Annotated in this window: 13 protein-coding genes; 9 read left to right on the top strand and 4 right to left on the bottom strand. The window is 35.6% G+C overall.

Going from position 1 to position 12883, the window contains the following annotated elements; genetic code table 11:
- The first annotated feature begins 81 nt into the window (after positions 1-81).
- The 6 genes from KI430_RS06225 to KI430_RS06200 all read left to right on the top strand — a co-directional run bounded on the left by KI430_RS06225 (position 82) and on the right by KI430_RS06200 (position 5168).
- On the top strand, positions 82-1224 hold the full coding sequence (locus KI430_RS06225) for an acyl-CoA dehydrogenase family protein (protein ID WP_248877391.1): 1143 nt from the start codon (positions 82-84) through the stop codon (positions 1222-1224).
- A gap of 34 nt (positions 1225-1258) precedes the next feature.
- Positions 1259-1624: a hypothetical protein gene (locus tag KI430_RS06220; RefSeq protein ID WP_248877390.1), complete on the top strand. Its 366-nt coding sequence runs from the start codon at positions 1259-1261 to the stop codon at positions 1622-1624.
- 130 nt (positions 1625-1754) lie between these two features.
- Complete coding sequence (locus KI430_RS06215) at positions 1755-2339, top strand: helix-turn-helix domain-containing protein (protein ID WP_248877389.1); 585 nt, start codon at positions 1755-1757, stop codon at positions 2337-2339.
- An 87-nt stretch (positions 2340-2426) separates the two neighbouring features.
- Positions 2427-3893 carry a class A beta-lactamase-related serine hydrolase gene (locus KI430_RS06210; RefSeq protein ID WP_248877388.1) on the top strand — a complete coding sequence of 489 codons (1467 nt, stop codon included), beginning with the start codon at positions 2427-2429 and terminating at the stop codon, positions 3891-3893.
- Positions 3894-4047: 154 nt separating this feature from the next.
- Positions 4048-4458 (top strand): Rrf2 family transcriptional regulator, encoded by a 411-nt coding sequence (locus tag KI430_RS06205; protein ID WP_248877387.1) that lies wholly within the window; start codon positions 4048-4050, stop codon positions 4456-4458.
- Between the two features lie 56 nt (positions 4459-4514).
- Positions 4515-5168: an NAD(P)-dependent oxidoreductase gene (locus KI430_RS06200; protein ID WP_248877386.1), complete on the top strand. Its 654-nt coding sequence runs from the start codon at positions 4515-4517 to the stop codon at positions 5166-5168.
- 104 nt (positions 5169-5272) lie between these two features.
- Here KI430_RS06200 and KI430_RS06195 read toward each other — a convergent pair whose 3' ends face one another.
- Positions 5273-6616: an alpha-amylase family glycosyl hydrolase gene (locus tag KI430_RS06195; RefSeq protein ID WP_248877385.1), complete on the bottom strand. Its 1344-nt coding sequence runs from the start codon at positions 6614-6616 to the stop codon at positions 5273-5275.
- A gap of 238 nt (positions 6617-6854) precedes the next feature.
- Here KI430_RS06195 and KI430_RS06190 point away from each other — a divergent pair, with 238 nt between their 5' ends.
- Positions 6855-7646: a glucose 1-dehydrogenase gene (locus KI430_RS06190; RefSeq protein ID WP_074233812.1), complete on the top strand. Its 792-nt coding sequence runs from the start codon at positions 6855-6857 to the stop codon at positions 7644-7646.
- 108 nt (positions 7647-7754) lie between these two features.
- Positions 7755-8381, top strand: coding sequence for a hypothetical protein (locus KI430_RS06185; RefSeq protein WP_248877384.1), 627 nt, complete (start codon positions 7755-7757; stop codon positions 8379-8381).
- A 70-nt stretch (positions 8382-8451) separates the two neighbouring features.
- Here KI430_RS06185 and KI430_RS06180 read toward each other — a convergent pair whose 3' ends face one another.
- The 3 genes from KI430_RS06180 to KI430_RS06170 form a co-directional block, all read right to left on the bottom strand.
- Positions 8452-9036 carry an IS1096 element passenger TnpR family protein gene (locus KI430_RS06180; RefSeq protein ID WP_074233814.1) on the bottom strand — a complete coding sequence of 195 codons (585 nt, stop codon included), beginning with the start codon at positions 9034-9036 and terminating at the stop codon, positions 8452-8454.
- A gap of 133 nt (positions 9037-9169) precedes the next feature.
- Complete coding sequence (locus KI430_RS06175) at positions 9170-10258, bottom strand: sensor histidine kinase (RefSeq protein WP_074233815.1); 1089 nt, start codon at positions 10256-10258, stop codon at positions 9170-9172.
- Between the two features lie 31 nt (positions 10259-10289).
- Positions 10290-10967: a response regulator transcription factor gene (locus KI430_RS06170; RefSeq protein ID WP_074233816.1), complete on the bottom strand. Its 678-nt coding sequence runs from the start codon at positions 10965-10967 to the stop codon at positions 10290-10292.
- 204 nt (positions 10968-11171) lie between these two features.
- On the opposite strand from KI430_RS06170, the gene KI430_RS06165 reads away from it, so the two are divergent.
- Positions 11172-12845, top strand: coding sequence for a glutamine--tRNA ligase/YqeY domain fusion protein (locus KI430_RS06165; RefSeq protein WP_248877383.1), 1674 nt, complete (start codon positions 11172-11174; stop codon positions 12843-12845).
- Positions 12846-12883 lie beyond the last annotated feature (38 nt).

Raw genomic sequence — 12883 nt, 5'->3', positions numbered from 1 at the left:
AGATAACAAAATCTTGCATTTGTCTTTGATTTTTTGCCAAAAAGTTTATATTTACGAACGAAAAATATAATAAAAAACCTTATGGATTTCAATCTTACAGAAGAACAACAGATGATTCAACAGGCCGCAAGAGATTTTGCCAATGCAGAACTTTTGGAAGGTGTTATAGAAAGAGATAATGAACAAAAATTTCCTTATGATGCTGTCAAAAAGATGGGCGAAATGGGATTTTTGGGAATGATGGTTGACCCAAAATACGGCGGTGCCGGCTTGGACAGCATTTCTTATGTTTTGGCGATGGAAGAGATTGCAAAAATTGATGCGTCTGCTGCCGTTGTAATGTCGGTTAATAACTCTTTGGTTTGTGCAGGTTTGGAAAAATTCTGTAATGAGGAGCAAAAAATGAAATACCTGAAACCGCTGGCGAGTGGGGAAGTGATTGGTGCTTTTGCTTTGTCTGAGCCGGAAGCGGGTTCTGATGCAACATCACAATCTACAACTGCTGAAGATAAAGGTGATTATTACTTGTTGAACGGAACCAAAAACTGGATTACCAATGGAGGGAACGCAACTTATTATATCGTAATCGCACAGACTCATCCGGAGAAAAAACATAAAGGAATCAATGCGTTTATCGTTGAGAAAGGTTGGGAAGGTTTTGTTGTTGGAAAGAAAGAAGATAAATTAGGAATTAGAGGAAGCGACACGCATTCTTTGATGTTTACTGATGTTAAAGTTCCTAAAGAAAATAGAATTGGAGAAGACGGTTTCGGTTTCGCATTTGCAATGGCTGTTCTCAATGGCGGTAGAATTGGGATTGCTTCTCAGGCTTTAGGAATTGCTTCCGGAGCTTATGAGTTATCTCTGAAATATGCTAAAGAAAGAAAATCTTTCGGGACAGAAATCATCAATCATCAGGCAATTGCATTCAAATTGGCAGATATGCATACCAGTATTATGGCTGCGAGAATGTTAATTTATAAAGCCGCTTCGGAAAAAGATGAAGGTAAAGATATCTCAGAAAGTGGCGCAATGGCGAAATTATATGCCTCTCAAGTTGCGATGGATACAACGGTAGAGGCGGTTCAAATCCACGGTGGTTATGGTTATGTGAAAGAATATCATGTAGAAAGAATGATGCGTGATGCAAAAATCACTCAGATTTACGAGGGTACTTCGGAGATTCAGAAGATTGTGATTTCCAGAGCAATATCGAAGAAATAATTTTATATCTTTATTTCCTAAAAACAAATAAATTATGAAATATCTTTGGATGACTTTAGCCGTAATATTACTTTTTCTAGGCGTTTTTGTTTGGTGGAAATATTACTTTGTATTTGGAGAAGGTGTAAAATCCGGTTATCTCAATTATGCGGTCAACAAAGGAAATCTTTTCAAAACCTATGAAGGAAAATTGATTCAGGAAGGATTTGGAGCTTCAAAAACCGGTGCGCCGATTGGCAGTAATCAGTTTGAGTTTTCTATACAAGATGAGGCAGTTTTCAAACAATTGGAGATGAATAGTGGAAAATATTTCGATTTACATTACAAAGAATATCACGGAACTTTGCCTTGGCGCGGAAACACAGTTTACGTTGTTGACAAAGTTTTGAGTATGAAATAATTACTTTTAAATAAATATAAAACCTTTCAAAAAATGAAAGGTTTTTTTGTTGAATTAAGAATTAAAACTTTGGATTCTGTAAATTTGTTTTAAAATCAATAATCATTTATCGCTCATCATTTATAATCAGATGTCGGAATTAAAGAAAATCAGGGAAAAACAGAATCTGACTCAGGAAGAATTGGCAGAAAAATCCGGGCTTTCTGTAAGAACCATTCAACGCATTGAAGCCGGGACTGAACCGAAAGGTTATACTTTGAAAACTTTGGCTTCAAGTCTGGATGTTTCTGAAAAGGATTTATTGACGCCGATTATTCTGACAGAAGTTGTTGTAGAAAATCCAATTGTTGAAGAAACTGTTTTACCAATAGAAAATGAAACGATTGAAAATTTGACTTTAATCAAAATCATCAATCTTTCTTCACTTCCGTTGTGTTGGTTTCCGATTGCCAATTTTCTGCCTCCATTATTAATAATGTTGATTTCAAAACAGAAATCTCCACTTGTCAAACAAATCATTTCGCTTCAAATTATTTTAGCTGTTATTGCCCCAATTATTTTTATGTTAGTTGTGATTTTAAAGCTTGGTAAAGCGTCGGTAATGGTAACAATGATTGCTTTAACATTAGTGAATATTTTTATTATTCTTAGAAATGCTTATCAATTAGATAAAAAACGAAGTCTTTATTACAATCTGGATTTCAATTTGTTATGATCTTGTCAGCCAATTGTCGGGTTTTTGTCGGGCTCAATTTTTGATTTAAAATCAATTAATTCTGAACCTTTGTCAAAAAATAAAACAATGACAAAACAATTCGGAATTACCTTCCTTTTTATATTACTTTCTATCGCAAATCTGAAAGCTCAGATTGATAAAAATTCACCGTTATTCCTTGAGCTCAAAAAGCAGGACAGTATTTTTTTTGAACGTGGATTCAATAATTGTGATATCGCTTATCTGGAAAAATCAGTAGATGATCATCTGAAATTTTATCACGATAAAGGTGGCTTTCAGGACAAAAAATTATTCTTGGAAAGAACCAAACAAAACATCTGCGGCAACCCGAATCAAAAGCCTATCCGAAAAGTTATTGAAAACAGTCTCGAAGTTTTTCCACTTTACAATAATGGCGAATTATACGGCGCTATACAATCCGGAGAGCATCGGTTTTTTATCCGTGAAAAAGGAAAGCAGGATGCTTTAGGCGGTCAGGCAAAATTCACTACAGTTTGGACGAAGAAAGACGGAAACTGGATAATGAGCGATATCCTGAGTTATGATCACGGCGACGCTAAATTGGATGACAAAGCGAGTAGCATTGAGCAACTGATGAAAGATAACAACATTCCGACTTTAGGATTAGGTTTGATTGAGGATGGAAAATTAACAGGCATAAATGTTTACGGAACTCAGAATGGTAAAATGTCAGCGGCTTATAACAGTCTTTTCAATGTGGCTTCTTTAACGAAACCGGTGACTGCGATGACGGTTTTACGCTTGATAAGTCTTGGAAAATGGAATCTTGATGAACCGCTTGACAACTATTGGATTGACCCGGATATTGCGAACGATTCCCGTCACAAAAAGCTGACCACGAGATTGATATTAAGTCATCAGACAGGATTTCCCAACTGGCGTTGGATGAATAAAGATAATAAGCTCAATTTCGAATTTGAGCCAGGAACAAAATATCAATATTCAGGAGAAGGTTTCGAATATCTGAGAAAAGCCATCGAGAATAAATTCAATAAAAGTCTGGAAGAACTGGCTAAAGAATATATTTTCCAGCCTTTGGGAATGAACGATACGAGTTATATTTGGAATGAAAAAAAAGATGCAGACAAAATCGTGATTGGTTATGATAGTAACGGAAAAGCTTATGATATTGTGCGGAATAAAACCGCTAATGCAGCAGATGATTTGACAACGACTGTGGAAGATTACGGAAAATTCCTGGTTGCGGTTATGAATAATGAACTTCTGACGCCTTCGGTTTTTGAAACGATGAAATCCAAACAGGTTGAAACCAAAAAGAATAAATATTTCGGACTTGGCTTTGAAATTTATGACCTAGGAAATGGTGAAACAGCTTTGTCACACGGCGGTTCTGACAAAGGTGTCAACACAATTGTTTTTCTTTTGCCTAAAACCAAACAAGGTCTGATTATTTTCACCAATGTGGATGACGGCTACAAAATCTATCGACAGTTGATTAAACAGTATCTTGGTGATAAAGGTGAAAAGATTATTGAAATTGAAACGAAATAAATTTGATTACAATAAAAAATATTTCGCCAAGCTCATTATAACACTTGAAGTGTCAGACTGACTTGTCGAAGTTTAAAAAAATAATTACAGTTAATAAAATTTAATTGTAATTATTTTTGTTACAATTAAAAATTATTTCTAACTTTGCACCGTTATGAACAACACACGATTTGCAACCGCTATCCATATTTTGACACTTCTTGCGAAAGATCCGCAAGAATGGCTGACATCTGACTGGATTGCCGGAAGTGTGAATGTCAATCCTGTGATTGTCCGTAAAGAATTGATTAACCTCAAAAAATCTGGCTTAATAGAAAGCAGACAAGGAAAAGTAGGAGGTGTTAGAATTGCTAAAAATCCTGAACAGATCAATATTTCAGAAATTTACAAATCAGTAAAAAATACGGAAGTTCTCGGTAAAAGAAATCAAAACCCGAATCCGCTTTGTAGTGTGGGGAAAGACATCAACAAAAATCTTGATATTTTATTTGGTAAAACAGATGATTTGGTTTTCCAGTTTTTGAAAAGCAAAAAATTGTCAGATTTTACCAATCAATTCGGTTAAAAATTTTTGACTTAAAATGTAACAAAATATATTACAATTAATTAAAATTTAAAATTATGAACAAAAAAGTAGCAGTAATCGGAGCAACAGGCTTCGTAGGAAAACGAGTCGTAAACGAATTATCAAACAGAGGGTATTCTGTAAACGCTATTGCAAGAGACAGTTCAAAAGTAGAAGCGAAAGATAACGTAACTGCAACCAGCGCAGATGTGAATAATGTAGAAGAATTAGCAAAAGTTTTGGAAGGGAGTGATGCTGTGATCAATACTTTCAATGCAGGTTGGACCAATCCGAATCTTTATGAAGACTTTTTGAACGGTTCCAGAAACATCGAAAAAGCGGTTGAAAAATCAGGCGTTAAGAGGTTCATTACCGTTGGTGGTGCAGGAAGCTTGTTCATCGATGGGCAACAGTTGGTAGACGGTCCGGATTTTCCTGCTGATATTAAACCGGGCGCAACAGCTGCAAGAGATTATCTGAACGAAATCAAAAAGAACGAAACATTGGACTGGACATTTTTCTCCCCGGCAATTGAAATGCATCAGGGAACTGCCGGTATTAGAAAAGGGACTTACAGAACAGCTTTGGAAAATCCAGTTTTTAACGAAGAGGGAAGAAGCATGCTTTCTGTGGAAGACGTTGCTGTAGCTTTGGTGGACGAGTTGGAACAAAACAAATTCGTTAAACAGCGTTTCACTGCAGCGTATTAATACTATATCACAAAAATAACCCCTTCAGAGTTCAAAACTCTGAAGGGGGTTTCTATTAGGATGACAAAAGTCTATCATCTATTATCTTAAAGTCTAAAAAAGCACTACTTCTCATAAACCAGATAACCATAAGCAGGAAGACTCACATCCGAACCTTTGATTAATTCAGCTTTATTATTGGTAAAAACATTCTTATAACTTCCCACCGAGTTGTCATCTTCCAATTTGAAATTAACAGCATCTTTTGATGTATTAATCAAAACCAAAACTTCGCGTTCTCCATTTTTTCTTAAATAGGCCAAAACTTTGTCGTTAGAAGTTGTGTTGATCCAATAAGTTGTTACAGCCGGGTCGCCACCTCTTAAGGCAGGATTTTCAGATTTAAGATTCAATAAAGTTTTGTAGAAATCTTCCTGTTCATATTTCCCATTCCAAGGGATTGGGTCTTTTTCAAAAAATTCCAGACGTTTGGTTTTCATTGGTAATTCCTGCCCAGAATAGAGTAGTGGAACGCCATTCCAAGTCGCAGAGAAGACGGCTAAAGCCGGTGCAAAATCGCCGTATTTTTCATATTCGGTTCCGTTCCAGGAGTTTTCGTCGTGATTGGTTGTAAACCAAGCTCTCATTGAGTTATCGCCGATTTTGGAGTATTGCTCCAAAAGATTCTTCAAATCGGAAAGCGGTAGATTTTTCTTGTAAAAATCTTCGGAAAGATGCATCCATTTCCAGCTGTAACTCGCATCAAAAACTTTTCCGTAATCAGGATTTTCCAGCTCATCAAATTCGCCCAAGAAGAAAAGTGGTTTTAATTTTTCCACTTCTGGTCTTGCCTGCTGCCAGAAATCCACTTCTACCCAACTTGCCAAGTCGCAACGGAAACCGTCGATATTAGTTTCTTTAACCCAGTATTTCATTGCATCTATCATTGCCAGACGCATTTCTTTGTTGGTATAATCTAACTCGATAATATCGTCCATTCCGCTGGCTTTGTGGAAACTTCCGTCTGGATCTTTTAGAAACCATTCTGGGTGAGATTTTGTCCAAACGTGGTCCCAGCCAGTATGATTTGCTACCCAATCGATAATCACTTTGAATCCCATTTTATGCGCTTCATCTACCAAGTGTTTAAAGTTCTCCAAAGTCCCAAATTCAGGATTAATTGTAGTATAATCATACGCAGCATACGGACTTCCCAAACTTCCTTTTTTGTTCTGTTGAGCAATAGGTGTAATTGGCATAAACCACAACGTTTTAACGCCCATTTTTTTCAGTCTTGGAAGTTCTTTTTCAAATGCTGCAAAAGTACCTTCTGGTGTATATTGTCTAACATTAACTTCGTAGATATTGGTCGTGCGTTTCCATTCTTGCGGATTTTCCATAGTATGATTCTGGATTTTACAGGATAATAATAATGCGGCGAGTGCCGGAAGAAGAATCAGTTTTTTCATTCTAAAATTGTTTCTCTTGAGTTGTGAATTCTTATTGTCTATTCTGTAAATGTAATAAAAATTAAAAAGTCCGAAGAATATGGTCTTGTTAATGTTTTATAAAACTTGATCCATAAAAAACGGCGGACTATTTCGATTATTCTTTTGAAGTCCAATTTTAGGAAAACTTTAATATAATTTAAATCGCAAAGGTATCATTGTTGTATAAAGAAGCAATGAGAATATTAAATTAAATATTATGTCAGTTTTTAAAGGAAAAGCAATTATAGTAACAGGAGCAGCAATGGGTTTAGGACTTGCAGCTGCTGAATCTTTGGCATCAAAAGGTGCTGATATTACATTGGTAGATTATAATGCAGAAGCGTTGGACAAAGCAAAAGCAGACTTACAGTCCAAATACCCGGATAGCCGATTTTTAACTGTTACGGCAGATGTGTCTGTGGAAGAAAATGTGAAAGCTTATGTTGATGCAACGGTAAAGGAATTTGGGAAAGTGGACGGGCTTTATAATAATGCAGGAATCGAAGGAAGACAAGCGCCATTGGTAGATTATGATATTAATATTTTCAAAAAAGTTATTGATATCAATCTTTTGGGCGTCTATTACGGAATGAAATACGTCATTCCAGAACTTCAGAAAAATGGAGGTGGAAGAATAGTAAACGTTGCGTCGGTTGGCGGAATCCGTGGTGTGGCGAATCAAACTGCTTATGTAGCGACAAAACACGCTGTAGCCGGAATGACAAAAAATGCCGCTTTGGAATATGGGAAATTCAATATCTTAACTAATGCGATTGCTCCTGGAGCGATTTTGACGCCAATGGTTGCTGAAGCTTTTAATCAAGTGAATCCTGCTGACCCAAAAGCAGCCGAAGCAGAATATGCGTCTCGAAATCCTACAAGAAAACTGGGTGACCCGAAAGATGTTGGTAATCTTGTAGCTTATTTGTTGAGTGATGAAAATGGCTATGTTTCTGGTCAAGTGATTGCCATTGACGGTGGAGAATCTAATATGTACGGAAATCCTTAAATATAATTTCAAAATAATTTTTAGTAAAATGTCTGTAGTAATGCAGACATTTTTTTATTAATGAGTTGCATAGTTTTTGTTTAATAATGTCAATCAAACAAAATTTCTATGAAAAAAGTGTTTTTAATCTCAGGTTTGCTTTTTATTTTTTCCTGTAAAAAAGATATTGAACATAAGGTTTCTGATTTAGGTTCAAAAGTGAAGTCACATTCTCTGAATATCGATAATAATTTTAATTCTGTAGATGGAATAAAACAGGAATATAGCTCAGTTAATTCTAAACTGCTTGCCAAAAAACTTGATTCTGTTGGTTTTGAATATGAGTGTGAAGAGATGTCAGGAAATGTAGTTTATTATTCTGAAAAAGGTAAGCTAAAAGTTGTAAAACATTTCCAAGCGGATAGTCATTTTTCTTCTACGGAAACTTATTTTGTGAATGATGGAAAACCCTATTTTATTTTCCAAGATGAAACCGTTTGGAGTTTTGATGGAGGATTACCCGATAAGCCTGAAACTAAAGATGAGGTAAAAGAGAAACGTTATTATATTGTAGATAATCAAGCCATCCAATGTCTCGAGAAAGAGTACACATTGAAATCCAATTCGTCCAATAATCCAAAATCAGAAAATATCCCAAACAAAGAAATGAAAAATTGTTCGATTGAAGAGTTGCAGAAAAGCTTCGATATATTGATGAAAAATAAAGGTGGGAGAAGCGATGGAAAATGCCTTTAGAATCAATAATTAGAATTTAAAACAAAACAAGCCCGATTTTTCGGGCTTGTTATATTCTGTCAATATTTGATTAATCTTCGTCGTCTTCTTCGAAAACGTCATTGTAGCCATCTTCCTCCTCATCATCGTTGAAATCATCATCTTCATCATCGAAACTTGTCTCCTTGAAATCCGCATCGAAATCTCCAAAATCATCATCTAGAAACGGTGTAGCAGAACTTTTGCTTTTTCCGTTGGAAGAACCAGTTTTGCTAGGCGCTTTCAAAGGAACGTTACCAAATCTGTAAACCGTAATAGGATAGTTAACTGCTGGTTTCTCATCTACAATCTCCAACAATTCGCAGAAAAACTCCCAAAGCTCTATAAATCCGTATTGGAATCTCATTTTCTGTCCTACAGCAGGGAAACCTTCTGGCAGATAGATGTCAGACATTATTTCGCCGTCTCCATCATCGCTCATATCCTCCAGAGGAACTGCTTTTCCTTCATTCCATTCATCATCAGAAAAATAAAAAGAAGACAACTCTTCCCCAGGCAAATTGAAGGCGCTTTTTATACCCAGATGTAGATTCCAAAGTGTTTGTTTTTCTTTGACCTCTATGTCTCGGAAGATAGTCTCTTTGGCGTCTAGAATTACTCTAATCTTATAAACCATTTCGTTTTACTTTAAACTTTATTTTTGTCTTGATTAATGATGCAAATATAAAACAAATGAGATTTCAGAAAAGTTTCTGAGAAATTTTTTTTCAAAAAAGATTTTTATAAATTCCCAGCTTTCTGATTATTTATTAATCAATAATTGCTGCTTTTGCTTTCTTGATTTTTTCCAGAGAAGGTTTAGCTAATTTGAATTTGAACTTAGTTCCGGAAAGATAAGCACTTTCTACGCTAATCGTTTGTTTATGGGCTTCCATAATGTGTTTTACGATAGCAAGACCTAATCCTGAACCGCCTTCTTTTCTGTTTCTACTGGACTCAACACGATAGAATCTTTCAAAAATTCTTGGCAGATTCTCAGGTTTTATTCCCATTCCATTATCTTCAATAGAAATGTGGATACTCTTGGTTCCTTCTCTTGTAGAAACGATGATTTGAGCTTCTTCTCGGTTGGCATATTTCACAGCATTGGAAATCAGATTAATCAAAACCTGCGAAATTCTTTGCTTGTCTGCGTATACCAAAAGTTGAGATTGTGTAGTCTGCAGAAGCATCGTCATAGAATGTCTTTCTGCTTCCATTTCCAATAAATCGAAAACTTCCTGAATCAAATGATTGATATCAAAATTACTGTACTTCAGAGCGATTTGACCCGATTCGAAGCGGTTAATCATATCGAGATCTTTTACAATATTCAAAAGTCTTTCGACAGATTTATCGATTCTTTCCAGATATTTGTCGCGGATGTTGAGATCCTCCACACCGCCATCTCGAAGTGTTTCTATGTAACCTTGGATGGAAAATAATGGCGTTTTCAGTTCGTGAGAAACGTTACCGATATATTCTTTTCGGTAATTTTCCATTTCCTTCATCATATCGATTTCGGCATTTTTCTGATTCATCTCGTGAACTTTTTCGCCCAGTTCCTTGAATCCGATATCTGTATCGAAATCGTGAATAATATCTTCCGGAAGAATGTTGGTAATTCTCCTGATCTGATTTTTACTATAAAAACTAAAAAGAAATTCCAGAACAAAATAGTTCACTACAAATACGAACCATAATGTGAAAACCAAAAAGTAATTGAAATCCGTCGTTTTGAAATAAATATCATCTGTATAAAACTCAAAAAGTAAGACAACACTTCCTACCACAGCTACTAAAAGGAAAGATGCTGCAACAGATAACCAATTGATTTTTACCGAATTTCTTATTCTCATTTCAAAAAAAAGATTTTCTTTTCAGAAAACCTTATACTACTAATTTATAACCTATTCCTTTGAGTGTCTGGATGGTATTGATTCCCAGTTTCTCTCTTAGTCTTCTGATGTGGACATCTATGGTTCTTTCGCCGACAATCACATCGTTGCCCCAAACCTTTTCCAGAATTTCTTCTCTTTTGAATACTTTGTCTGTGTTAGAAGCTAAAAGATAAAGCAAATCGAACTCTTTTTTCGGAAGTAAAAACTCCTCTTTTCCTTTCGTAACTTTGAAGTTATCTTTATCGATAATTAAATCGCCCAGTTCTATATAATTAGAATTCTCCTGAGAATTGGCTCCCATTTGCAATAACGCGGCTACTTTTGATACCAAAATTTTTGGTTTGATTAATTTAACAATATAATCATTTGCGCCAGCCTGGTAACCTGCCAATTGTGAAAATTCCTCACTTCTTGCAGATAAAAATACAATCAGTGTTCTCTGTAATTCCTTGATTTTACGAAGATCCTGACAAGTTTCTATTCCGTCCTTTTCCGGCATCATAACGTCTAAAAGGATAAGGTCCGGCAATATTTCCTTTGCTTTTTCTATTCCTTCGTTACCATTACCAGCGGTAAAAACCTGATAACCTTCTTTTTCCAAATTATAAGAGATGATTTCCAGAATGTCCTGTTCATCATCTATTAAAAGGATTTTTTTACGATTCATTTCGATTTATTAATTATCCCAAAATTAAAAAAAAATGAACTCTATATCACTAAATGTTTAAAGTTCACACAAATTTAACATTTACAAAACAAATAATTGAGGTTTTAAAACAATTTTCGACATTAATATTCATCTATTTTTACAAGATAAAATCGTTTTATTTTTCGAGGAAATTAGATTAAATTTGCACCTCACGTTCAGATTATGGAAGAAGAAGAAAAAAAATCACTCAATTTTATTGAGCAAATTATAGAAGATGACTTGGCAAATGGGTTGGATACGTCTAAATTAAGATTTAGATTCCCGCCGGAACCAAATGGTTATCTTCACATTGGTCATACAAAAGCAATCTGTATCAACTTCGGTTTGGGACAAAAATATAATGCACCTGTCAACCTTCGTTTTGATGATACCAATCCGGCTAAAGAAGAGCAGGAATTTGTAGATTCTATCAAAGCGGATATCGATTGGTTAGGTTTCAAATATGATCAGGAATTATACACTTCAGATTATTTTGAACAATTATATGTTTGGGCTGTAGAGATGATCAAACAAGGGAAAGCTTATGTAGATGAGCAACCTTCGGAAGATATTACGGCTCAAAGAAAAAATCCTTTTGAGGAAGGAATCAATTCGCCTTTCAGAGATCGTCCAGTTGAAGAAAGCCTTGAGCTTTTTGAGAAAATGAAAAACGGAGAATTCGAAGAAGGTGCGATGAGTTTGCGTGCCAAAATCGATATGGCGTCTCCAAATATGAATATGCGCGATCCTGTGATGTACAGAATCCTGAAAAAACCACATCACAGAACCGGAGAAAAATGGAAAATCTATCCGATGTACGATTGGGCACACGGAGAATCTGATTATATCGAGCAAATTTCACACTCTTTATGTTCATTGGAGTTTGAAAATCACCGTCCGTTGTATGAATGGTATCTTGATCAAGTTTATGATAACGAAAGCGTTGCACCTAAGCAGAGAGAATTTGCAAGGATGAATGTTTCTTATATGGTAACATCAAAAAGAAAGCTTCAAAGACTGGTTCAGGAAGGTGTTACAACTGGATGGGATGATCCAAGAATGCCTACTATTTCAGGATTAAGAAGAAAAGGTTATACACCGGCATCTATCAAAAACTTCATCGAGAGAGTTGGTGTTGCGAAAAGAGAAAATCTGATTGATATCCAATTGTTGGAGTTTTCTGTGAGAGAAGACCTTAATAAAGTAGCGACCCGTGTAATGGCAGTTGTAAACCCAGTAAAACTTATCATAGAAAATTATCCTGAGGATAAAGAAGAATGGCTGGAAACTGAAAATAATCCTGAGGACGAAAATGCTGGAACCAGACAAGTGCCTTTCTCAAGAGAAATTTATATAGAAAGAGAAGATTTCCAAGAAGAAGCGGATAAGAAATTCTTCCGTTTAAAATTAGGTGGAGAAGTTCGTCTGAAAGCAGGTTATATCATCAAAGCTGAAAGAGTTGAAAAAGATGACAAAGGTCAAATCACAACAATTTATGCGACTTATGACGAAGATTCTAAGTCTGGAAGCGGAACCGAGGCAAGTCTTAGAAAAGTGAAAGGAACACTTCATTGGGTTTCTGCAAAACATGCTTTGCCAATCGAAATCAGAACTTATGAAAGGTTATTCACAACAGAGCAGCCAGATGCTGTAAAGGAAGTTGATTTTATGGAATTTATCAACCATCAGTCACTGAGAGTTTCTCACGGATTTGCTGAGCCAAGTCTAAAAGATGCCACTTTGGATGACCATTTCCAGTTCCAAAGAATTGGTTATTATATCAAGGACAGAGATTCTTCTGATGATCAATTGGTCTTCAACAGAACAGTTACGCTTAAGGATGGCTATAAGCCCTAATTAAGAAAAAAAAATAAATTATTAAATTGAAAATCAGT

Origin of the sequence: Epilithonimonas zeae (assembly GCF_023278365.1) — a bacterium.
Taxonomy (GTDB): domain Bacteria; phylum Bacteroidota; class Bacteroidia; order Flavobacteriales; family Weeksellaceae; genus Epilithonimonas; species Epilithonimonas zeae_A.
The sequence above is the reverse complement of the archived record's forward strand: the minus strand, read 5'-3'. Positions and strand labels throughout refer to the sequence as shown.

What these genes read in the sequence shown, in the direction of transcription:
- KI430_RS06190 (WP_074233812.1), top strand. Translation starts at nt 6,855, where the DNA reads ATGTCAGTTTTTAAAGGAAAAGCAATTATAGTAACAGGAGCAGCAATG.
- KI430_RS06180 (WP_074233814.1), bottom strand. Translation starts at nt 9,036, where the DNA reads ATGGTTTATAAGATTAGAGTAATTCTAGACGCCAAAGAGACTATCTTC.
- KI430_RS06210 (WP_248877388.1), top strand. Translation starts at nt 2,427, where the DNA reads ATGACAAAACAATTCGGAATTACCTTCCTTTTTATATTACTTTCTATC.
- KI430_RS06205 (WP_248877387.1), top strand. Translation starts at nt 4,048, where the DNA reads ATGAACAACACACGATTTGCAACCGCTATCCATATTTTGACACTTCTT.
- KI430_RS06170 (WP_074233816.1), bottom strand. Translation starts at nt 10,967, where the DNA reads ATGAATCGTAAAAAAATCCTTTTAATAGATGATGAACAGGACATTCTG.
- KI430_RS06185 (WP_248877384.1), top strand. Translation starts at nt 7,755, where the DNA reads ATGAAAAAAGTGTTTTTAATCTCAGGTTTGCTTTTTATTTTTTCCTGT.
- KI430_RS06200 (WP_248877386.1), top strand. Translation starts at nt 4,515, where the DNA reads ATGAACAAAAAAGTAGCAGTAATCGGAGCAACAGGCTTCGTAGGAAAA.
- KI430_RS06220 (WP_248877390.1), top strand. Translation starts at nt 1,259, where the DNA reads ATGAAATATCTTTGGATGACTTTAGCCGTAATATTACTTTTTCTAGGC.
- KI430_RS06225 (WP_248877391.1), top strand. Translation starts at nt 82, where the DNA reads ATGGATTTCAATCTTACAGAAGAACAACAGATGATTCAACAGGCCGCA.
- KI430_RS06175 (WP_074233815.1), bottom strand. Translation starts at nt 10,258, where the DNA reads ATGAGAATAAGAAATTCGGTAAAAATCAATTGGTTATCTGTTGCAGCA.
- KI430_RS06195 (WP_248877385.1), bottom strand. Translation starts at nt 6,616, where the DNA reads ATGAAAAAACTGATTCTTCTTCCGGCACTCGCCGCATTATTATTATCC.
- KI430_RS06165 (WP_248877383.1), top strand. Translation starts at nt 11,172, where the DNA reads ATGGAAGAAGAAGAAAAAAAATCACTCAATTTTATTGAGCAAATTATA.
- KI430_RS06215 (WP_248877389.1), top strand. Translation starts at nt 1,755, where the DNA reads ATGTCGGAATTAAAGAAAATCAGGGAAAAACAGAATCTGACTCAGGAA.